The organism is Actinomadura darangshiensis (assembly GCF_004349235.1).
Classification (GTDB): Bacteria; Actinomycetota; Actinomycetes; order Streptosporangiales; family Streptosporangiaceae; genus Spirillospora; species Spirillospora darangshiensis.
Map to the genome: position 1 here is coordinate 1 of NZ_SMKY01000067.1, position 19,963 is coordinate 19,963.

General features: G+C 73.1%; 21 protein-coding genes. 12 read left to right on the forward strand and 9 right to left on the reverse strand.

The window, feature by feature from the left end:
* Positions 1–155 precede the first annotated feature (155 nt).
* From E1293_RS16920 to E1293_RS16930, 3 genes are read left to right on the forward strand one after another with little or no spacing between them, the layout of a single operon-like run.
* Entirely contained in the window at positions 156–830 is a 675-nt protein-coding gene (locus E1293_RS16920; RefSeq protein ID WP_132198369.1) for a response regulator transcription factor, read from the forward strand.
* Positions 827–2,281, forward strand: coding sequence for a sensor histidine kinase (locus E1293_RS16925; RefSeq protein ID WP_243716276.1), 1,455 nt, complete (start codon positions 827–829; stop codon positions 2,279–2,281). The genes E1293_RS16920 and E1293_RS16925 overlap by 4 nt, the downstream gene beginning before the upstream one ends.
* Positions 2,282–2,283: 2 nt before the next feature.
* On the forward strand, positions 2,284–2,805 hold the full coding sequence (locus E1293_RS16930) for a hypothetical protein (RefSeq protein ID WP_132198370.1): 522 nt from the start codon (positions 2,284–2,286) through the stop codon (positions 2,803–2,805).
* On the opposite strand, the gene E1293_RS16935 is transcribed toward E1293_RS16930, so the two are convergent.
* The gene (locus E1293_RS16935) at positions 2,806–3,522 is read right to left on the reverse strand and encodes a metal-dependent hydrolase (protein WP_207938888.1); all 717 of its coding nucleotides are present in this window, start codon (positions 3,520–3,522) and stop codon (positions 2,806–2,808) included.
* A 141-nt stretch (positions 3,523–3,663) separates the two neighbouring features.
* Positions 3,664–4,014 carry a winged helix-turn-helix transcriptional regulator gene (locus tag E1293_RS16940; protein ID WP_207938889.1) on the reverse strand — a complete coding sequence of 117 codons (351 nt, stop codon included), beginning with the start codon at positions 4,012–4,014 and terminating at the stop codon, positions 3,664–3,666.
* An 85-nt stretch (positions 4,015–4,099) separates the two neighbouring features.
* Here E1293_RS16940 and E1293_RS16945 point away from each other — a divergent pair, with 85 nt between their 5' ends.
* Positions 4,100–4,723: an NAD(P)-dependent oxidoreductase gene (locus tag E1293_RS16945; protein ID WP_132198372.1), complete on the forward strand. Its 624-nt coding sequence runs from the start codon at positions 4,100–4,102 to the stop codon at positions 4,721–4,723.
* On the opposite strand, the gene E1293_RS16950 is transcribed toward E1293_RS16945, so the two are convergent.
* The 3 genes from E1293_RS16950 to map are packed head-to-tail and all read right to left on the reverse strand — an operon-like array spanning position 4,724 to position 7,363.
* Entirely contained in the window at positions 4,724–5,743 is a 1,020-nt protein-coding gene (locus E1293_RS16950; protein ID WP_132198373.1) for a DNA polymerase ligase N-terminal domain-containing protein, read from the reverse strand.
* A gap of 19 nt (positions 5,744–5,762) precedes the next feature.
* On the reverse strand, positions 5,763–6,452 hold the full coding sequence (locus tag E1293_RS16955) for a ComEA family DNA-binding protein (protein WP_132198374.1): 690 nt from the start codon (positions 6,450–6,452) through the stop codon (positions 5,763–5,765).
* Positions 6,453–6,511: 59 nt separating this feature from the next.
* Positions 6,512–7,363, reverse strand: a complete 852-nt coding sequence (gene map / locus E1293_RS16960) for a type I methionyl aminopeptidase (protein ID WP_132198375.1) — start codon at positions 7,361–7,363, stop codon at positions 6,512–6,514.
* A 71-nt stretch (positions 7,364–7,434) separates the two neighbouring features.
* On the opposite strand from map, the gene E1293_RS47470 reads away from it, so the two are divergent.
* Entirely contained in the window at positions 7,435–7,611 is a 177-nt protein-coding gene (locus E1293_RS47470) for a hypothetical protein (RefSeq protein ID WP_165978247.1), read from the forward strand.
* Here E1293_RS47470 and E1293_RS16965 read toward each other — a convergent pair.
* Positions 7,608–8,204 (reverse strand): hypothetical protein, encoded by a 597-nt coding sequence (locus E1293_RS16965; protein WP_132198376.1) that lies wholly within the window; start codon positions 8,202–8,204, stop codon positions 7,608–7,610. The two genes, E1293_RS47470 and E1293_RS16965, sit on opposite strands and share 4 nt — an antisense overlap.
* A 91-nt stretch (positions 8,205–8,295) precedes the next feature.
* On the opposite strand from E1293_RS16965, the gene npdG reads away from it, so the two are divergent.
* The 4 genes from npdG (at position 8,296) to E1293_RS16985 (ending at position 11,274) form a co-directional block, all read left to right on the forward strand.
* Positions 8,296–8,991 carry an NADPH-dependent F420 reductase gene (npdG, locus tag E1293_RS16970; protein WP_132198377.1) on the forward strand — a complete coding sequence of 232 codons (696 nt, stop codon included), beginning with the start codon at positions 8,296–8,298 and terminating at the stop codon, positions 8,989–8,991.
* Positions 8,992–9,056: 65 nt separating this feature from the next.
* Complete coding sequence (locus E1293_RS16975; RefSeq protein ID WP_243716277.1) at positions 9,057–10,142, forward strand: potassium channel family protein; 1,086 nt, start codon at positions 9,057–9,059, stop codon at positions 10,140–10,142.
* Positions 10,143–10,220: 78 nt separating this feature from the next.
* Positions 10,221–10,535, forward strand: a complete 315-nt coding sequence (locus E1293_RS16980) for a hypothetical protein (protein ID WP_132198378.1) — start codon at positions 10,221–10,223, stop codon at positions 10,533–10,535.
* Positions 10,536–10,545: 10 nt separating this feature from the next.
* Positions 10,546–11,274 carry a hypothetical protein gene (locus E1293_RS16985; protein ID WP_243716278.1) on the forward strand — a complete coding sequence of 243 codons (729 nt, stop codon included), beginning with the start codon at positions 10,546–10,548 and terminating at the stop codon, positions 11,272–11,274.
* A gap of 86 nt (positions 11,275–11,360) precedes the next feature.
* On the opposite strand, the gene panB is transcribed toward E1293_RS16985, so the two are convergent.
* Complete coding sequence (gene panB / locus E1293_RS16990; RefSeq protein ID WP_132198379.1) at positions 11,361–12,215, reverse strand: 3-methyl-2-oxobutanoate hydroxymethyltransferase; 855 nt, start codon at positions 12,213–12,215, stop codon at positions 11,361–11,363.
* A gap of 151 nt (positions 12,216–12,366) precedes the next feature.
* On the opposite strand from panB, the gene E1293_RS16995 reads away from it, so the two are divergent.
* The 3 genes from E1293_RS16995 (at position 12,367) to E1293_RS17005 (ending at position 16,792) form a co-directional block, all read left to right on the forward strand.
* Positions 12,367–13,929, forward strand: coding sequence for an MFS transporter (locus E1293_RS16995; protein WP_132198380.1), 1,563 nt, complete (start codon positions 12,367–12,369; stop codon positions 13,927–13,929).
* A 15-nt stretch (positions 13,930–13,944) separates the two neighbouring features.
* Positions 13,945–14,535, forward strand: a complete 591-nt coding sequence (locus tag E1293_RS17000) for a TetR/AcrR family transcriptional regulator (protein ID WP_132198381.1) — start codon at positions 13,945–13,947, stop codon at positions 14,533–14,535.
* Between the two features lie 124 nt (positions 14,536–14,659).
* Positions 14,660–16,792 (forward strand): SpoIIE family protein phosphatase, encoded by a 2,133-nt coding sequence (locus E1293_RS17005; RefSeq protein ID WP_243716279.1) that lies wholly within the window; start codon positions 14,660–14,662, stop codon positions 16,790–16,792.
* 57 nt (positions 16,793–16,849) lie between these two features.
* Here E1293_RS17005 and E1293_RS17010 read toward each other — a convergent pair whose 3' ends face one another.
* Both E1293_RS17010 and E1293_RS17015 read right to left on the reverse strand, forming a co-directional pair.
* The gene (locus E1293_RS17010) at positions 16,850–18,634 is read right to left on the reverse strand and encodes an NAD+ synthase (RefSeq protein WP_132198382.1); all 1,785 of its coding nucleotides are present in this window, start codon (positions 18,632–18,634) and stop codon (positions 16,850–16,852) included.
* A gap of 32 nt (positions 18,635–18,666) precedes the next feature.
* Positions 18,667–19,926: an MDR family MFS transporter gene (locus tag E1293_RS17015; RefSeq protein WP_341770193.1), complete on the reverse strand. Its 1,260-nt coding sequence runs from the start codon at positions 19,924–19,926 to the stop codon at positions 18,667–18,669.
* Positions 19,927–19,963 lie beyond the last annotated feature (37 nt).

Here is a 19,963-nt window from a genome sequence, read left to right on the forward strand (position 1 = left end):
GCGTGGGGGAGCGGACGGGACGTGCTGACGGGGCGGAACGGTCGCAAGCGCCATGCCGCCCACGGTTCCGGCCGAGTGTGATGATCCCGTGCCGGTGATGTCCGGATCTCGTGACACGACCGCCTAGATGATCGTGTCCGGCCGATAATGACCGGGTGGCGACCATTCTGTTCATCGAGGATGATCCGTCCGCCCGGACGGCGCTGGAGCTGGCGCTGACCCGCCAGGGACACGGCGTGACGTCCCGGGCCACCGGCGAGGACGGCCTGGAGGCGCTGCGGGCGCGGCGCCCCGAGATCGCGATCCTGGACGTGATGCTGCCCGGCATCGACGGCATCGAGGTGTGCCGCCGCATCCGCCGGGAGGACTCGCTCCCGGTGATCCTGCTGACCGCGCGCGGCGACGACCTCGACATCGTCCTCGGCCTGGAGGCGGGCGCCGACGACTACGTGGTGAAGCCGGTCGAGCCGCGCGTTCTCGACGCCCGGATCCGCGCCGTCCTGCGCCGCGCCGACCACACCCAGGTCGACCGTGCCATCTACGGCGACCTCGTCATCGACCGGACCTCGCTGAAGGTCACCAAGAACGGCGCCGACCTGCGCCTCACCCCCACCGAGCTCCGGCTCCTCCTGGAGCTGACCCGCCGCCCCGGCCAGGCCCTCACCCGCCAGCAGCTGCTCGCCGAGGTGTGGGAGCACACCTATCCGGGCGACTCCCGGCTCGTGGACGCCTGCGTGCAGCGCATCCGCGCCAAGATCGAGGACGAGCCGGCCGAGCCGCGGCTGATCGAGACCGTCCGGGGCTTCGGCTACCGGTTCACGGCGCCGTGACCGGGTGGCCCCGGTTCACCGGGCTGCGGGTCCGGCTCGCCGCCGCCTTCACCGCGGTCGCGCTCCTGGCGTCCGTGCTCGCGTCCGGCATCTCCTACGTGCTGATGCGGCGGGTGATGCTGCAGCGCGCCCAGGACGCGGTGCTGACCGACGTCCGCAACACCCTCGCCCGGCAGGTCCCGGTCGAGATGCCGCCCGATACGGAGCCGTTGGTCGGCGCCGCCCTGGAGAAGGCGCTGGGCTCGGCCCAGGGACGCAAGGCGGTGGCGGTGCCGGTGCCGCTGCGCCGCGGGGAGTCCGCGCTCCCGCCGCCGGGTGCGCTGGACGCCCCGGTGACCCGCGAGTTCGCCCGGCGTGCCGTCTACGGGGGTGAGGTGGTCTTCCAGCGCATCAACGCCCATGGCCGCCCCTACCTGCTCGTCGGCGCCCGCATCACCGGCTACCGGACTACGCAGAACGAGCCGTGGCGGACGACGCCGCCGCTGGTGTTCGTCTCCGCGAGCCTCGGCCGGGAGGCCGCCGACCTGCGGCTGCTCACCCGCGCGCTGCTCATCGCGGACGCCGCCGCGCTGGTGGTGGCGCTCGGGCTCGCGCTGCTCGCCACGCGGGGCGTGCTGCGCCCGGTGCGCCGCCTCGGCACCGCCGCCCGCGCGCTCGGCGATGGGCGGCTGGAGGCGCGCGTGCACGTGCGGGGCCGCGACGAGCTGGCCGACCTCGCCCGTACCTTCAACCGCACCGCCGAGGCGCTGGAGCGGACGGTGACGGAGCTGAGCGCGATGGAGGCCGCGTCCCGCCGGTTCGTCGCCGACGTCTCGCACGAGCTGCGCACGCCGCTGACCTCGATGATCGCCATGACGGACCTGCTGGCCGAGGAGGCCGGCCCGGCCGAGGGCGGCACCGCGGCCCGGCTCGTCGCGGACGAGACCCGGCGCCTCGGCCTGCTCGTCGAGCACCTCATCGAGATCAGCCGGTTCGACGCGGGCGCCGCCGCCCTCGTCCTTGACGACGTGAACGTGGCCGACGCGGTCAACGCCTCCCTGGAGGCGCGCCGCTGGCAGGACGACGTGGAGGTAGAGGGCCCCGCGGACCTGTTCGTCCGGCTGGACCCGCGGCGGTTCGACGTCATCGTCGCCAACCTCGCCGGAAACGCCCTCAAGCACGGGGGCCCGCCCGTCTCGCTGGCCTTCGGCCCGCCGGAACCCGAGGGCGCCGGCGGTGTGCGGGTCGTGGTAGCCGACCGCGGTCCGGGCCTGGCCGACGACGTGATCGACGTGGTCTTCGACCGGTTCGTCAAGGCGGAGGCGGCGCGTTCGCGCAGCGAGGGCAGCGGCCTCGGGCTGTCGATCGCCAGGGAGAACGCCCTGCTGCACGGCGGGACCCTGACAGCGGCCAACGGCCCGGAAGGGGGCGCGGTGTTCACGCTGTGGCTGCCCGACGGGGAGGAGGAATGATCATGAGACGGCCGCGCCGGGCACGGGCGCTCGCGGCGGCGGCGGCCTACGCCGCCCTGGCCGGCTGCGGGATCCGGCCGACCGGGATCATCGGCGCGGGAGAGCCGCCGGCCGCCCAGGCGCAGTCGGCCACGATCACCGTCTACCTCGTGCGGGACGGCAGGTTGCAGGCGGTCACCCGGCCCGGCCTGCCCGGCCGGCCGTACCTGGCCGTCGAGCAGCTGGCGGTTCCGCCGACGGGCCCTGAGCGTGCCATGGGGCTGCGCACCGAGGTCCACCGTCAGCTCGACGCGTACACGCTCGTCGAGGCGTCCGACCCGCTCGGCCCGCGCTCCCAGCTGGCCGTCCGGCCGACCGGTGCGCACCAGACGAAGTTCTGGTCGCGGACGGCCATGGCCCAGATCGCCTGCACCGCGCAGGCCATCCCGGGCATCGAGCGCGTCAACCTGCGGGGCACTCCAGACCAGGACAAGAACGGGTGGGAGATGGTGACCTGCGACCAGTTCTCCGACCTGGTCGGGTGATCAGCCGCGGGTGAGCCACTGGGTGGTGGCGTCGCCGAGCACCGACCGGATGGCGAGGACCGCGATGCCGAGGGTGAGGACCGGCATCACCACCCAGCGCTCCACCTTGCCGTCCGTCCTCGGGACGACGGGGATGTCGATCCGCCATGGGAGCGGCCAGAACACCGGGCAGCCGCGCGGTGTCAGGCAGTCGCCGGCGACGTGCGCCAGGCAGCCGAGCGTGACCGCGAACCCGACGAAGCTCATGTCGATGTTGTGCATCAGCCAGACGGCGGCGAGGGCCAGCGCGCAGTCGGCCAGCGCCGACTGCGGCTCCTTGCCCTCGAAGTCCAGCCCGACGCCGCGCAGCCCCAGCCCGACGATCATGAAGAGGCAGGCCCACCAGGCGTAGATGTAGTGGGTGGCGAGGGTGTCCATCGCCCAGCCGATGCCGACCGCGAACAGGATCGAGTGGGTCGCGTGCCGGTGCCCGCCCGACAGCTTCCCGATCCACTTGCACATGTGGTGGGTGATCGGGCCGAACGTGTTGGCGATGCGGCCGTTGTGGTGGTCGATGTCCGGCAGGATCGCCGCGCCCGCGCAGACGACGGCGCCCGCCGCGACCTGCTCCACCGACAGCGACACCGCGTAGTCGCCGAGCAGCCGCTCCTGCGCGATCACCGGCACGGCGCCCAGCCATGCCAGCGCCCCGCTCAGGGCATGCGTCTTGCCCATCATGTCGCCGATCCCCCGCCTTCCAGCGCGTCCCACCGCCCGTTTCAGGGCGGGACTCTATTCCGCTCCTGATCGTTTTCAGTGGCGACGCGCCGTAGCGGGTGCTACGTCCTTTTGATGGGGGAGAAGGCGTGCCGGTTCCGCCTACACGGCGTGCTTTTCGCGGGCCGACACGACGGCCTCGACGTTCTCCTCGGCCCAGTCGGCGACGGCCTGGATGGGGGCCTGGAGCGACAGGCCGAGCGGGGTGAGGGCGTACTCGACGCGCGGCGGCACCTCGGCGAAGACCGTCCGGGTGAGGAGGCCGTCGCGTTCCATCGCGCGGAGCGTCTGGGTGAGGACCTTGGGGGTGACGCCGCCGATCAGGCCGCGCAACCCGGTGAACCGGCGGGGCCCGTCGCTCAGGCCGAGCACGACCAGGACCGACCACTTGTCGCCGATGCGGTCAAGGACCAGCCGGGTAGGGCAGTTGGGGTCGAAAGCGTCGCCTCTCATGGTTTCCATAGGGTATCAACGGCACTTTGAAGTAACCAGTATCCGATGGATACCGTCATGGGCGTCGGAGATCGGAGGAGGACACATGAGGATTCTGCTGATCGGCGCCACCGGGATGGTCGGGCGGCGCATCGCCGCCGAGGCGGGTGCCCGCGGCCACGAGGTCACCGGCGTCACCCGCAGCGGGAACGAGGGGACGGCCAAGGCGGAGGCGAGCGACGCCGCCGCGGTCGCCGCGCTGGCCGGGGGCCACGACGCCGTCGTGGTGTCGGTTCCGCCGCCGCGCGACGGGTCGGAGACGCGCGGGCCGCTGCTCGCCACCACCGCCGGCGTGCTGGACGGCCTGCGGCGCGCGGGCGTCCGCCGCCTCGTCGTGGTGGGCGGCGCGGGAAGCCTGGAGGTCGCGCCCGGCGTCCGGCTGGTGGACACCCCGGACTTCCCCGCCCTGTACAAGGGCGAGTCGCTCGCGGCGGCCGAGCAGCTCGGCGTCATCCGGGCCGAGGCCGGCGACCTGGACTGGACCTACATCTCGCCCGCAGCCGTGATCGAGCCCGGCGAGCGCACCGGCACGTTCCGGCTCGGCGGCGACCAGCTGCTCACCGACGCCGACGGCGACAGCCGCATCAGCGCCGAGGACTACGCCGTCGCGCTGGTCGACGAGCTGGAGAAGAACAACGCCGTCCAGCGGCGGATCACGGTCGCGTACTAGTCAGGACGGGACGAGACGCCAGGCGCCGGACTCCCCGCCCGGCTCGTACGGGGAGTCCAGGCGCTTGGCGACGACCCCCGGCAGGCCCTGGTCGCGGGCCGCGTCCAGGACGGCGCCGCCGTCGCCGGGGAACCACGGGCTCGTCTGCCACAGCGGGCCCGACAGGTCGAGGCCGTCGAGCCGCTCCCGCCGCTCGCGGTAGGGGACGTCCAGCAGCGGGTGCCCGTCCAGGTGCAGCAGGTCGTAGATCATGTAGGTTTCGCGGCCGTCCAGGACGGCCAGCTCCCCGTCCAGCAGCGCCGGCCGGACGCCCAGCTCCGCGCCGAGCCGGGGGCCCAGCCCGCCGGGGCCGTCCACGGCGCGGCCCCGGCCGTCGGTGAACCGCGTCCGGCCGCCCTCCACGTAGGCGGCCATCCGCCTGCCGCCCCACGCGAACTCGAACCCCCACGCCTCCTGGTCGCGGGGGAGGCGTGCCTTCTCCACCGGGCGCATCGGGCGCAGCGACTCGGGCAGCGGCTCGGCGTCCGGATCGGCCGGCGGGTCCATCCGGTGGATCATCCAGTTCTTGCCGCGCGTCTTGAACAGCACGTACCGGCCCGACACGCGCGAGCCGTGGATGACGATCTTCACCTCGCGCTCGGACCACTTCTCCGTCTCGTACGTCCCGCGATCCCAGATCGTCATCTTCCCGGCGCCGTACTCGCCGTGCGGGATCTCGCCCTCGAACGTGGCGTACTCCAGCGGATGGTCCTCGGTGCGGACGGCGAGATGGTTGGCGTCCGGGTTCCACGGCAGGCCCTTCGGGACGGCCCACGAGACGAGCACGCCGTCGCGTTCGAGCCGCAGGTCCCAGTGCAGGCTGGTCGCGTGGTGCTCCTGGACGACGAACGTGTCGTCGTCGCCGTGCGGCACCGCCTTCTCCGCGGGGACGGGCTCCGGCGTCCGCCGCGCGTCCCGCTTGCCCCGGTACTCGGCGAGCCGGTCGCCCCTGGTCTCCTTCTTGGGCTTCTTGGGGGTCACGTCCGCTGCATACCCCCGATCAGCGGATGAAGACGGCGTAGTCGGCCACGTCCCCCGTCAGGGACGGCGGCAGCCCCGCGACCGCGGACAGCTCCTCCGCCGACATGAACCCGCCCGCCTCCGACCGCACCCGCTCGATCTTCTCCGCCAGCTCCGGGGTGATGCCGGGCAGCAGCGTCAGCACCTCCGCGGGCGCGTGGTTGACGTCGATCAGCCCGCCGTCGTTGTACTGCCGCGGCAGGTCGGGACGCCCGATGCGCAGCTCCTTGGCCAGGCCCGGGTCGGCCGCGGCCAGCTCGCGCGCCTTGTCCCGCAGCAGCCGCCGCCGCTTGACCCGCTCCACCACGGCCTCGTTGTCGACCCCCGACATCCCGTGCGGGTCGAACACCCGGCGCCGGATCAGGAACGCGTGCCCGCAGCCCACGATGGCCAGCAGGAACAGCAGCACCCCGACCGCCCGCTCGGTGCCCTCCTCCTTGCCGATGTCGGGGAGCAGGAACAGCATCAGGGCGAACACCCCGGCGTAGGCCACCGTCGACACCAGGAGGTGCATGCTCCGCCGCCAGAGCAGCGCGGCCGCGAACGTGAACGGGGTGGCGTAGCCGAGCGACAGGAACGGCAGCGCCGCCCACGTCACGCTCAGCGCGGCGCGCCCCGGCGGCATGCTGTCGGACGGAACCCGCGGCTCGTACGGCGCTGGGGCGTTCATCTCTAGAGAGTCTCCCGGCCGGATGTGGGGCGAAATCGGACTCTAGATCGAAAGGTCTGTCACGGCAGGGTGAGGATTTCGTGGCCGTCGCCGGTCACCAGGAGCGTGTGCTCGAACTGCGCCGTGCGCCTGCGGTCCTTGGTGACGACCGTCCAGCCGTCGTCCCACATGTCGTAGTCGTGCGTGCCGAGGGTCAGCATCGGCTCGACCGTGAACGTCATGCCCGGCTCGATGAGCGTCGTGGCGCCCGGGTCGTCGTAGTGCGGGACGACCAGGCCGGAATGGAACGTCGTGCCGATCCCGTGCCCGGTGAAGTCGCGGACGACCCCGTACCCGAACCGCTTGGCGTAGGACTCGATGACCCGCCCGATCACGTTCAGCGCCCGTCCGGGCTTGACCGCGCGGATGCCCCGCATCGTCGCCTCATGGGTGCGCTCCACCAGCAGCCGCGACTCCTCGTCGACGTCGCCGCACAGGAACGTCGCGTCGGTGTCGCCGTGCACCCCGTCGATGAAGGCGGTGATGTCGACGTTGACGATGTCGCCGTCGCGCAGGACCGTGTCGTCCGGGATGCCGTGGCAGATCACCTCGTTGACCGAGGTGCACAGCGACTTCGGGAAGCCGCGGTAGCCGAGCGTGGACGGGTACGCGCCGTGGTCGAGCATGTACTCGTGCCCGATGACGTCCAGCTCGTCGGTGGTGATCCCGGGCCGGACGTTCCTGCCGACCTCCGCCAGCGCCCGCGCCGCGATCTTCCCGGCCACCCGCATCCGCTCGATGATCTCGGGCGTCTTGACGTCCGGCTCCCCGGTCTTCGGCCGCTTCTTCCCGACGTACTCCGGGCGCGGGATGCTCGACGGGACCTTGCGCATGGGCGAAACGCGGCCGGGCCGGAGAAGCTGGGTCGTCATAGTGATGGAGTGTAGTCAGCGGGATCGCGGCAACGAATCCCGTGCGGACGCGAGGATCGAGAGGAGCGCCGATGGCCGGTGACGACGGTGACTGGTGGTTCTGCCTGAAGCACATGAAGGTCGAGCACGGGGCCGGCTGCCCCGGCAAGGACCGCATGGGCCCCTACGAGACCGAGGGCGCCGCCGCCAACGCGCTCGAGCACGCGCGCGAGCGCAACGAGACCTGGCGCAAGCAGAACGAGGACTAGTCGACGACGGGACCCGATACCGCGTCGAGCAGTTTGGCGAGCCGGTGCCGGATCCCGCGCGGGGTCCGCGCCGGCTCCTGCCCGGCCGCCGCGCTGACGAGGTGCTGCGCACCGTCGAACGACATGAGCACCTCGTCAGGCGGGACGGTCAGGACCTCGTGGGCGAGCCCTCGCAGCTCGCGGTCGCCGCCCTCCAGCGCGAGGATGCTCGCGCCGGTGCGGCGCGCGTCGTCCACACGCTCAAGCAGCGGGACGGGCGCGTCCTCCTCGGCGACGACGAACAGGGTTTCACCGCGTCGCGCCGCCTCCAGCCGGTCCAGCCCGATCCGCAGATGGGCGGGCGCGTCCGCCGGCGGCTTCCAGCGGACCAGCGTGGGCGCCAGCCCGGGGGCGTCGCCGAGACGGCTCTCGTCGTCGAGGTGCGCCGCCAGATGCCACGGGTCGCCGGCGGGCGTGCCGACCAGCAGCAGCCCGCCCGGGGTGCGGGACGTGACCCGCAGCGCGCGGCCGAACTCCCGGGTCCGCTCCAGCCAGCCCGTCGTCGACAGGACCTCGCGCAACATGGTGATCTGCTCGGCGTCCACGGCCACCATGGTGCCGCACCGGACGCCCTGGACAGGCCGTTTTCACGATGCGGGAGCCCGCCCCGAGGTGCCCCGGCGCCCGCCTGGCAGACTCGGCCGCATGACTGAGCAGCAGCAGAAGACGCCCTACGACCTTCCCGATGTGAGCGGCCTGTCCATCGGCATCCTGGGCGGGACGGGGGACCAGGGCAAGGGCCTCGCGCGCCGGTTCGCGCTCGCCGGGCACCGGGTGACGATCGGCTCCCGCAAGGCGGAGCGCGCCCAGGCCGCGGCCGACGATCTCGGCGCGGAGCTGCCCGTCTCCGGGGCGGAGAACCCGGTCGCCGCCGGACGGTCGGACGTGGTCGTCGTGGCGGTGCCGTGGGAGGGCCACAAGGCCACGCTGGAGTCGCTGCGCGCCGAGCTGGCCGGGAAGATCGTCGTCGACTGCGTGAACCCGCTCGGCTTCGAGAAGGGCAAGGGCGCGTTCGCGCTGCCGGTCGAGGAGGGCAGCGCCGCCGAGCAGGCCGCCGCCGTCCTGCCTGACAGCCGGGTCGTCGCCGCCTTCCACCACGTGTCGGCCAAGCTGCTGCTCGACCCGGAGGTGGACGGGATGGAGCTGGACGTCCTCGTCCTCGGCGGCGACCGCGAGGCCACCGACGTGGTCCAGGCCCTCGCCGGCCGCATCCCCGGCATGCGCGGCGTCTACGGCGGGAGGCTGCACAACGCCCACCAGGTCGAGGCGTTCACCGCGAACCTGATCTCGATGAACCGCCGCTACAAGGCCCACGCGGGCTTGCGGATCACTGACGTCTGAGCGGTTTCGGGGGGTCTGGGGGTCGTCCCCCCAGGATGATGCAGCTTGCCGGTACGGTTTCCAGGGTGAATGGTCCGGAGGCCGTGCGGCGGCCGCCCGTCCTGCTGCCGTCGGCCAGGAGCGGGCCGATGCGCGCGGTGGGGAAGCGGGTCGGGTTCGCGTTCCTGCTGCTGCTCTCGGTCGTGGCCGTCGTCTACGCCGACCGCGGCGGATACCGCGACAGCGGCGACGGGAGCCTGTCGCTGCTGGACGCCTTCTACTACGCCTCGGTGACCGTGTCCACGACCGGGTACGGCGACATCACCCCGGTGGGGGACGGTGCGAGGCTCGTCAACATCGTCTTCATCACGCCGGTGCGGGTGCTGTTCCTCATCGTCCTCGTCGGCACGACCCTTGAGGTGCTGGCGGAGCGGACCCGCGACGACTGGCGCAAGTCCCGCTGGAGGGCACGCGTGCGCGACCACATCGTGGTGGCCGGATACGGCACGAAGGGCCGCAGCGCCATCAGGACGCTGCTGAGCACCGGGGTGGAGCGCGAGTCGATCGTGGTCGTGGACCCCGACCCGCGGGCGGTGGCCGAGGCGGCGGACGCCGGGTTCGCGGGCATCGTGGGGGACGCGACCCGCAGCTCGGTGCTGAAGCAGGCGTCGGTCCAGCGGGCCCGCGAGATCGTGGTGGCGAGCGCCCGCGACGACACCGCCGTGCTGATCACGCTGACCGCGCGGCAGCTCAACCCGCACGCGGGCATCCAGGCGTCGGTCCGCGAGTCCGAGAACGTCCCGCTGCTGCGGCAGTCCGGCGCCGACCACGTGGTGACCTCGTCGGAGGCGGCGGGCCGGCTGCTCGGGGTGTCCACCACGCAGCCGAGCGTCGGCGAGGTCATCGAGGACCTCCTGGACCAGGGCAGCGGCCTCGACCTGGTGGAGCGCGACGTCCGGCCGGACGAGGTCGGCGGCCCGCTCGGCGCGGTCCGCGAACCGGCGCTCGCCGTGGTCCGGGACGGCCGGATGCTGCCGTTCGACCACGCCGGATGCGCGGCCCTCGAAACGGGGGACCGGCTGATCGTGGCGCGGTCGTCGGCCCGGCGCCGCGTCCGGCCCGAGGAGGACGAGGCGGGGGCCGGGGACGGCCCCGCCGAGGACGGTGCCTGACCGGACACGGGAGCCGTTTCGCCCTCCACCGCGTCCAAGTCCTGACTTATCATTGGGGTGGCGACAGGCGGGGTGGAGATGAGAGACAACCGGTCGGCGGATCCGTGGAGCGCGTTCCTGACCTCTTCCGGGCGGAGCGCGGGGATCCGGCCGCCCGGCGCGGCGCCCGCCGGCGAGTACGGCCGCACGGCCGAGCGCGGCGGCGAGGACGCGTGCCGGCTGGTGCTGGCGCAGCTGGAGCAGGCGAACGGCCCGCTGTCGCTGGAGCAGCTGCACCACGCGACGCGGCTCGGGCGGCTGGAGGTCGCCGACGCCGTCGACCGGCTGCGCGACCGCGGGCTGGTGGCGGTGGAACGCGAGGTCGACGAGGTCGTCCGGCTGACCGGGGAGTGACCGGCACCCGATGATCGGATACGTCGTCGCCGTCTCGCTGAGCTGCCTCGTCGGCGTCGCCGAGCTGGTCAGCCGGTACCGGGACCGCCCCACCACGCTGGTCCGGGTGCCGAGCACCTGGGCGTACGTGCTGATCAACGGGGGAGCGGGCGCGGGCTCGCTGCTGCTCCTGCACACCTTCGACTGGAGGTTCGGCGTCCGGTCGGCCGACTTCGCCGACGCCACGCAGGTGCTCGTGGCGAGCCTCGGCTCGATGATGGTGTTCCGCAGCGCGGTGTTCACCGTCCGCGTCGGGGACGAGGACGTGGCGGTCGGCCCGAGCACGCTGCTGACCTCGCTGCTCGCCGCCGCCGACCGGGGCGTCGACCGGATGCAGGCCAAGACCCGCGCCCAGGAGGCGGGCGAGATCATGCGGGGCGTCTCGTTCGCCAAGTCGCGGCTCGCGCTGCCGGCGTACTGCCTGGCGCTGCTGCAGAACGTGCCCGCCGAGGACCAGGCCGACCTGCGCACCGCCGTGGACGCCCTGGCGGGCAGCGAGATGACGGACGGGCAGATGGCCCTGAACCTGGGGCTGCTGCTGATGAACGTCGCCGGTCCCGACGTGCTGCGCTCGGCCGTGGAGACGCTCCGCGACGAGATCATGGCCGACGAGCCGGCCGCGCGGCGCGTCCCGGAGCCCCGCAACGGCCAGGCCCACGAGGCCGACGCCGAACCGGCCCGTTCGAGCCCTGACCAGTAAGGCGCCCGCACGGTCGCGCCGGGGCGGGGCGACCGTGCGGGCGGGTGTCCCGGCACCGGGTGGGCGGCGCCGGGACCGGGGACGGCTCAGTGGTAGGAGTGCTCCGGCGCCGGGTAGACGCCGCTGACTACCTCGTCGGCGTAGCTGCGCGCCGCGTCGCCGAGCAGGGTGTTCATGTCGGCGAACTTCTTGACGAATTTCGCGGTGTGCGGTGTGAGACCGGCCATGTCCTGCCAGACGAGGACCTGCGCGTCGGTCTGGTTGCCGCCGCCGATGCCGATCGTCGGGACCGACAGCGACGCGGTGACGCGGGCGGCGAGGTCCTCGGGCACGCATTCCAGGACGACGGAGAACACGCCGGCCGCTTCGAGCGCCTTCGCGTCCGCCATCAACTCGTCGCCGTCCTGGCCGCGGCCCTGGACGCGGTAGCCGCCGAACACGTTCACCGACTGCGGGGTGAGGCCGAGGTGCCCCATCACGGGGATGCCGGCCGCGACCATCGCCTCGATCTGCGGGACGACCCGGCGGCCGCCCTCCAGCTTGATCGCGTGCGCGCCGGTCTCCTTGAGGAACCGGGTGGCGGCGGTGAGCGCCTCGGTCGCGCCCGTCTGGTACGAGCCGAACGGCAGGTCGGCGACGACCATGGCGCGCTTGGAGCCGCGGACGACGGCCGCGGTCAGCGGGACCAGGTCGTCGACGGTGACGGGGATGGTGGAGTCGTAGCCGTAGACGACCATCGCGGCGGAGTCGCCGACGAGCAGCACGGGGATCCCGGCCTCGTCGAAGATCCGCGCGGTGAGCGCGTCGTACGCCGTGAGCATCGGCCACTTCTCGTGCCGCTCCTTGGCGGCGGCGATGTCGCGTACGGTGACCCTTCGCCCGCTCGTGCCGCCGTAGAGCGCGGCCGGCTGTGCTGGTGGGGGTGCGGCAGATGAAGACATGCGAGAACCTCCGGTCTTGAGGCGCCACGGTGGCGTACCCAGACGGAACCGATCGTGCCACCTGTAAAACGTTTCGGGTACCCCCCGCGATTCCCCGATTTTTCCGGCCGAGCCCGGAATGAATTCCGAAACGATACGGTTGCGTATCGGCATGGACCCCCAGACGATCCAGCGCCGCCGGTGGTACATCCTCGGCGTCCTGACCATGAGCCTGCTGGTGGTGGTGCTCGACAACACCATCCTCAACGTCGCGCTCAAGACCATCGCCGACCCGGGCAAGGGCCTCGGCGCCACGCAGAGCCAGCTCGAGTGGGCGATCAACTCCTACACGCTGGTCTTCGCCGGCCTGCTGTTCACCTTCGGGGTGGTCGGCGACCGGATCGGGCGCAAGCGCGTCCTCGTCGGCGGCATGGCGGTGTTCGCCGTGGCATCGCTCCTCTCGGCGTACGCGCAGTCCCCGGACCAGCTCATCTACGCCCGCGCACTGATGGGCCTCGGCGGCGCCGCGGTCATGCCGCAGACGCTGTCGATCATCACCAACGTCTTCGAGCCGCACGAGCGCGCCCGCGCCATCGGCATCTGGGCCGGTGCCGTCGGCCTCGGCGTCGCCATCGGCCCGCTCACCGGCGGCCTGCTGCTCGCCCACTTCTGGTGGGGCTCGGTCTTCCTCATCAACGTCCCGGTCATCGCGATCGGCGTCACGCTGATGGCCTTCCTGGTGCCCGAGTCGCGCAACCCGGCCCCCGGCCGCCTCGACCCGGTCGGTGTCGTGCTGTCGGTCGTCGGCCTGGTCGTCCTGTCGTACGGGATCATCCAGGGCGGCGAGAAGGGGAGCTGGCTGGAGCTCCCGGTGCTCGGCCCCGTCCTCGCCGGCGCCGCCGTCCTCGCGCTGTTCGTGTGGTACGAGGCCCGCAGCGCGTCCCCGGCCTTCGACGTGAAGCTGTTCAAGGACCCGCGGATGTCGGCCGCCGTCGCGTCCATCGCGCTGTGCTTCTTCGCCGCGACCGGCGTGTTCTTCTTCGCCAACTTCTACATGCAGTCGGTGCGCGGGCTGACCCCCCTGGAGTCGGGTGCGATGGTGCTGCCGTTCGCGCTCGCCCAGCTCGCCTTCGCCCCGCGCAGCGCCGCGATGGTCCGCCGCTACGGCGCCAAGGCCGTCTGCACCACTGGGCTGCTGCTGGTCAGCGTCGCGCTGGCGAGCTACCAGTTCGTCGGCACCGACACCTCCATGTGGATCCTCGGCGCGATCTTCTTCGTGCAGGGCGCCGGAATGGCCAACGTCATGCCGCCCGCGACCGAGTCGGTCATGTCGGCGCTGCCCCGCGAGAAGGCGGGCGCCGGATCGGCCATCAACAACGTCGCCCGCCAGGTCGCGGTCGCGATGGGCGTGGCCGTGCTCGGCTCCGTCGTCGCCTCCGTCTACCGCGGCGACCTGCGCGGCGACCTAGCGGCGCTGCCCGCCGGCGCCCGCGAGGCCGCCGGCCAGTCGATCGAGGGCGCGCACGCCGTCGGCGCCCAGATGGGCCCCGCCGGGCAGGGCCTCATCGGCTCCGCCGACGCCGCGTTCGTGCACGCCATGCACGCCGCGTCCGTCGCCGCCGCCGTCGTCTCGTTCCTCGGCGCCCTGGTCGTGCTGAAGTGGATGCCGGGACGCACCGCGGAGGTCCCCGTCCCCGAGACCGAACCGTCACGTCCGGAAAAGGCCACCGTGTGAGAGCGTGATGGCACCATGACCGAGACAGAGCGGCGGCAGGCGGGCCGGCCCCGCAGCGAGCGCGCCGAGAAGGCCATCATCGACGCCACCCTCGACCTGCTCGCCGAGGAGTCGGGGGTGGCGGGCGTCTCCATCGAGGCGGTCGCCGCCCGCGCCGGGGTCGGCAAGACGACGATCTACCGGCGCTGGCCCAGCAAGGAGGCGCTGATCGTGGACGCGCTCGGCGCGGTGAAGGAGCCGATGCCCGAGCCGTCCACCGGGTCCGTCCGCGCCGACCTCACCGAGATCGCGCGGACGCTCGCCGCCGCCCGTCACCGCAGGTACTCGCGCTGCTTCTGGAACGTCGCCGGCGGCGCGGAGAAGCATCCCGAGCTGTACGCCCGCTACCTGCAGGACATCATCGAGCCGCGGCGCGAGGTCGTCCGGCGCGTGCTCCGGCGCGGTATCGGGACGGGCGAGCTGCGCGCCGGGCTCGACATCGAGGTGGCGCTGTCGCTGCTGCTGGCCCCGCTGACCGCCAGGCGGCCGAAGGAGACGTTCCCCGACGGGTACGCCGAGGCCGTCGTCGACACCCTCATGCGGGGCATCGGAACGGCCGCCGATTGACCGCCCGGACGCGGGAACCGGAAGGATTTCGGCGCGGTAAGCGTGATCTTCTCCCCAGTGGCGGTGTCATGCCCCATACTGTCGCTGGGTAGTGCTGAGACGACCGGCTGTCTGGAGCGCGCAGGTGAGATCCGTCATGGCGCCGCGAGGCGATGCGCCCGCCACCGATTCGGCGTCCCGGACCCTTGTCCTGGGCATCGACGGTGCCCGGCGGATCGTGCAGTGCGGGCCGAACGCCAATTCCGTCCTCGGCCGTGCCCCCGGGGACCTGATCGGCCGTCCGGCCACCGATCTGGTGGGGGACGAGGCGAAGGCCGAACTGGAGGCGCTGCTGGAGGCCAACGACGCCGGCCAGGAGCGCAACGGCGTGATGGCCGTGCTGCGCGGCGGCGACGGCGCGTCGACCAGCGCGCTCGTCACGGTGCAGCCGATGGTCGGCGGCGACACCGGCGGCGCGCCCGCCGCCCTGCTGTTCGTCCGGGTCGAGCTGCCGCCGAGCGAGCGCTACCAGGACCCGGCCCTCATGCGGCGCGCTCTCATGGACGACCCGCTCACCCGGTTCGGCGCCACCCTCGACCTCGACCAGTCCGCCCGCGGCCTCGTCGACGTCGTCGTCCCGCACTTCTGCAACGCCGCGTCCGTCCTCGTGCTGGAGAGCCTCGTCGCCGCCGACGAGGTGCACACCGAGTCCGGCGGGGCGGTGCTGCGCCGCATCGCGGTCACCTCCGACGACGGCAACCCGGCGTGGACGTCCACGTTCCCCGTGGGCGAGGTCCTCGTCTTCCCGGAGGGCACCCCCTACCGGGAGGTGATGGAGACGGCGAGGCCCGTCCACCTCCCGCACATCGAACTCGACAAGGCGACCGAGATCGGCCGGCTGTGGCGGCGCGGCCCCGCGGGCGAGCTGCTGTCCAACGTGTCGATGGTGCTGCTGCCGATGATCGCCCGCGACACGCTGCTCGGCTTCATCGCCTGCACCCGCGTCCCCGGGTTCCGCAAGTTCGACGCCTACGACGTCGAGATCGGCATGGAGTTCGCCGCCCGCGCCGCGATCGTCATCGACAACGCGCGCCGGTACAGCCGGGAGCGCGCGACCGCGCTGGCGCTGCAGCGCAGCCTGCTGCCGATGCGGCTGTCGGCGCCGTCTTCGGTCGAGGTCCGGCACCGCTACCTGCCCGGCAGCAAGCTCGTCGAGGTGGGCGGCGACTGGTACGAGTCGATCGCGCTGCCCGGCGCCCGCGTCGCCCTGATCGTCGGCGACGTCGCCGGGCACGGCGTCCGCGCCGCCGTCACGATGGGCCGGCTGCGCACCGCCCTGCACACCCTCGCGAACCTGGAGCTGCCGCCCGCCGACGCCCTGCACGTCATGCACGAGCTGATGATCGAGCTGGGCGAGCAGGAGCCGCACTTCGCCACCTGCGTGTACGCGGTGTACGACGCGACGACCGGCACGATCGAGATCGCGTCCGCCGGGCACCTGCCGCCGCTGCTCGCCGGCCCGACCGGCGAGAACGAGTACCTGCAGGTCCCGCCCGCCCCGCCGCTCGGCGTCGCCGGCGGCGCCGCCATCGAGAGCCGCGAGTTCACCGTCGAGGACGGCAGCCTGTTCGTCATCTACACCGACGGCCTGGTGGAGAACCGGGGCCGCGACATCGACGACGGCCTCGCCCGCCTCCAGGGCATCTTCGGCCCCGACTCCGTCGACCACTCGATGGAGGACCTCGCCAAGGCCACCCTCGCCGGCGTCTACGCCGACCAGCACCGCGACGACATCGCCGTCCTGATCGCCCGGCTGCGCCGCCTCCCCGAGGACCGGTACTCCTCCTGGACGCTGCCCGCCGACCCGGCCGCGGTCCGCCGCGCCCGCGGCCTGGTCAGCTCCCGCCTGGCGGAGTGGGGCCTGGACGAGCTCGACTACACCACCGAGCTGCTCGCGTCCGAGCTGATCACCAACGCGCTCCGCTACGCGCCCGGCGCGATCGAGCTGCGCCTCCTCCTGGAACGCACCCTCGTCCTGGAGGTGTTGGACCGGTCCGCCGCGCTGCCCCGGCTGCGCCGCGCCGAGGACGACGACGAGAACGGCCGCGGCCTCCTCGTCGTCAGCCAGCTCGCCCACCGCTGGGGCAGCCGCCGCACCGCCGCCGGCAAGGTCGTCTGGTGCGAGCAGATCGTCCCCGGCATCGACCCCGACGCCTCCCAGCAGGTCCCCGCCTGGCCCGACGAGGCATGGCCCGGCGAGAACCACCACCGCGAATAGCCCAGGGGTAGCGACCCCCTGGCCCGCCTGCCCGTGGCCGGAGGCTGAGGCGGGCCTCTACTTTTCGCGCCAGGCGTTGGTGATGGGGAGGCGGCGGTCGCGGCCGAAGTTCTTCGGGGTGATCTTGGGGCCGGGCGGGTACTGGCGGCGCTTGTACTCGGCGAGGTCGACGAGGCGGATGGCGCGCTCGACGAGGGCGGGGTCGTGGCCCGCGGCGACGAGGGCGTCGCGGCCCATGTCGCGTTCGACGTAGTCGGTGAGGACCGGGTCGAGGACGGTGTACTCGGGCAGGGTGTCGCGGTCGCGCTGGCCGGGGCGCAGCTCGGCGGACGGCTCCTTCTCGATGATCGCCACCGGGATGGGCTCGTGCGCGAAGGGGTGCAGGAGCGGGCCGTCCGTGCCGGCCTGGGCGTTGCGCCAGCGGGCCAGTTCCCACACGGTGAGCTTGAAGACGTCCTTGATGGGGCCGAAGCCGCCCGCGGAGTCGCCGTAGAGGGTGGAGTACCCGGTCGCCAGCTCGCTCTTGTTCCCGCCGGTGAGGACGAGGTGGCCGTGCTCGTTGGACAGCGCCATCCACACGTTGGCGCGGATGCGGGCCTGGAGGTTCTCCTCGGCGAGGCCGCGCAGGTCCAGGTGCTTCTCGAACGCCTCGACCATGTCGGCGATGGGGACGATCCGGGAGTTGAGGCCCTGCCGTTTGACGAGCTCCTCGGCGTCCACGACGGAGCCCTCGGAGGAGTAGCGGCTCGGCAGCAGGACGGCGTGCACGTTCTCCGGGCCGATGGCGTCGGAGGCGATGGTGGCGACGAGGGCGGAGTCGATACCGCCGGACAGGCCGAGGACGACGGAGCGGAAGCCGTTCTTGCGGACGTAGTCGCGGGTCCCGAGGACGAGCGCCGCGTAGACCTCGGCGATGTCGTCCAGGGGTTCGGCGACGGTCTGCGGCAGCACCGGGTAGGCGGGCAGCGGGCCGGGCGACAGCACGTGCCGGTCGATGGTGATCGTGGTGCCGTCCTGGGCGTCCACCGGGGTGCGGCCGGGGCCGGTGGACGGGTCGGCGGCGGGCAGTGCGAGGTCGGCGACGAGGAGGTGCTCGGCGAACCGCGGGGCGCGGGCGAGGGGGTTCCCGTCCGGGCCGACGATGACCGAGTCGCCGTCGAAGACGAGTTCGTCCTGGCCGCCGACCATGTTGACGTAGGCGAGGGCGCAGCCGGCCTCGCGGGCGCGCTCGGCGCACAGGCCGAGGCGGGCGTCGTCCTTGTCGCGCTCGTACGGGGAGGCGTTGATCGCGAGCAGCAGCCCGGCGCCGGCCGTGTTCGTGACGCCGACCGGGCCGCCGTCCTGCCACAGGTCCTCGCAGATGACGGTGGCGACGTCGACGCCGTGGACGCGGACGACGGGCAGCCGGTCGCCGCGCACGAAGATCCGGTACTCGTCGAACACGCCGTAGTTGGGCAGGTGGTGCTTGGCGGACCGGACGAGCACCTCGCCGCCGTGCAGCCACGCCGCCGCGTTGAGCGGCAGCCCGCCGGGCCGCCCGGACCCGGCCGCGGCGACGGACGGGCGGTCGAGGTGGCCGGTGACGACGGGCAGGTCGCCCAGGCCCTCGTCGGCGAGCCGGCGGGCGAGCCGTTCGAGGGCGCTCCGGGACGCCGCCACGAAGGAGGCCCGCAGCGCGAGGTCCTCCACCGGATAGCCGGTCAGCATCATCTCGGGGAAGGCGACCAGGTGCGCGCCCGCGTCGGCGGCGCGCCGCGTCCATGCCGCGATCCGGTCGGCGTTGCCGTCGAGGTCGCCGACGGTCGAGTTCACCTGCGCGAGCGCGATCCTGAGTTGTGCCACCGTCCCAGGGTAAGTCTTCCGGACCAGTTTCGTCACTCTGACGAGAAGGGGGTTTTGAGAGCGGCGGCGCGCCGCCGCCGGATCGCGGGGGCGAGCGCGAACTGCGCCGCCGCGGCGGCCAGCGCGAGGCCGGCGCAGCTCAGCCAGAGCGCGGCCGCGCCGCCGGCGCCGAGCAGCTGAGTGCCGCCGAGCGGCGCCAGCAGGAACCCGCCCGACCACGCCACCCCGTACAGGCCGCCGTACCGGCCGCGCAGGTCGGCGGGGGCGAGGTCGGCCACGACCGCCTGCAGGACGGACGCCGCCATGATCTCCCCGAGCGTCCACACGAGGATCGTCGCGGTGTAGGCGGCCAGGGACGAGGCGAGCGAGGTGAGGCCGTAGCCGATGCCGACCAGCGCGAACCCCGCCACCATCACCAGGCTGTGGTCGCGCCGCGCCAGCCACGCGTTCACCAGCGGCTGGACGATGATGATCAGCACCCCGTTGGCGGCGATCGCGAGGCCGTAGGACTGCGGCCCGAGCCCCTCCTCCTTCATGGCCAGCGGCATCGTCGTCATGCCCTGCATCAGGACGAACGTGTAGACCAGCGTGATCAGCACGTAGCCGACCATGACCCGGTCGCCCAGCACGCGGCGGAAACCGGCCGCCCGCCGCGCGCGGACGTCCCGCGTGCGCGTCTCGGGGACGGCCCGCCACACCAGCAGCCCGAACGCGGCGCAGGTGAGCGCGTCGATCCAGAACAGCCACAGGAAGCCCCGCTGCGCGAGCGTCCCGCCGAGCACCATCGCGACCGCCCAGCCGAGGTTGACCGCCCAGAACAGCAGGCCGAACGCGCGCGGGCGCTCCGCGGGGGAGATGATGTCCGCCACCATCGCCTGCGAGGCGGGCCGGTACATGTCCAGCAGCAGGCCGAGCACCAGCGCCGCCACGACGATCGCGGCGATCCCCTGGGCGTAGCCGAGCGCGAGCATGGCCGCGCCGGTGCCGACGGTGGCGAGGGTCAGCGTCGCGCGCCGCCCGAGCCGGTCGGCGAGCGCGCCGCCGGCGATCTGCCCGCCGAGCGACCCCGCGCCGAGGACGGCCATCACGGCGCCCGCCTGCGCCAGCGACAGCCCGCGCGTCGTCGTCAGGTAGAGGCCGAGGAACGGCTCGACCATGGTGCCGAGCCGGTTGAGCAGCATTCCGGCCCACAGCACCCAGAACGTGCGGGGGAGGCCGCCCACCCGGGGCCGCAGGAACGCCGCGAACCGGCCCGGCGCGGGGGTGACAGGAGTGTCGTCCAGTGTGGTCACTCGCACGATGCTGCGGGCCGCCGGCGCCGCGCGACAA

Excerpts from the sequence above, each read along its gene's own strand:
- E1293_RS47470 (WP_165978247.1), top strand. The coding sequence starts at position 7,435 with ATGGCCGGTGACGACGGTGACTGGTGGTTCTGCCTGAAGCACATGAAG.
- E1293_RS16980 (WP_132198378.1), top strand. The coding sequence starts at position 10,221 with ATGAGAGACAACCGGTCGGCGGATCCGTGGAGCGCGTTCCTGACCTCT.
- E1293_RS16945 (WP_132198372.1), top strand. The coding sequence starts at position 4,100 with ATGAGGATTCTGCTGATCGGCGCCACCGGGATGGTCGGGCGGCGCATC.
- E1293_RS16995 (WP_132198380.1), top strand. The coding sequence starts at position 12,367 with ATGGACCCCCAGACGATCCAGCGCCGCCGGTGGTACATCCTCGGCGTC.
- map (WP_132198375.1), bottom strand. The coding sequence starts at position 7,363 with ATGACGACCCAGCTTCTCCGGCCCGGCCGCGTTTCGCCCATGCGCAAG.
- npdG (WP_132198377.1), top strand. The coding sequence starts at position 8,296 with ATGACTGAGCAGCAGCAGAAGACGCCCTACGACCTTCCCGATGTGAGC.
- E1293_RS17000 (WP_132198381.1), top strand. The coding sequence starts at position 13,945 with ATGACCGAGACAGAGCGGCGGCAGGCGGGCCGGCCCCGCAGCGAGCGC.
- E1293_RS16930 (WP_132198370.1), top strand. The coding sequence starts at position 2,284 with ATGAGACGGCCGCGCCGGGCACGGGCGCTCGCGGCGGCGGCGGCCTAC.
- E1293_RS16955 (WP_132198374.1), bottom strand. The coding sequence starts at position 6,452 with ATGAACGCCCCAGCGCCGTACGAGCCGCGGGTTCCGTCCGACAGCATG.
- E1293_RS16940 (WP_207938889.1), bottom strand. The coding sequence starts at position 4,014 with ATGAGAGGCGACGCTTTCGACCCCAACTGCCCTACCCGGCTGGTCCTT.
- panB (WP_132198379.1), bottom strand. The coding sequence starts at position 12,215 with ATGTCTTCATCTGCCGCACCCCCACCAGCACAGCCGGCCGCGCTCTAC.
- E1293_RS16985 (WP_243716278.1), top strand. The coding sequence starts at position 10,546 with ATGATCGGATACGTCGTCGCCGTCTCGCTGAGCTGCCTCGTCGGCGTC.
- E1293_RS16965 (WP_132198376.1), bottom strand. The coding sequence starts at position 8,204 with ATGGTGGCCGTGGACGCCGAGCAGATCACCATGTTGCGCGAGGTCCTG.
- E1293_RS16935 (WP_207938888.1), bottom strand. The coding sequence starts at position 3,522 with ATGATGGGCAAGACGCATGCCCTGAGCGGGGCGCTGGCATGGCTGGGC.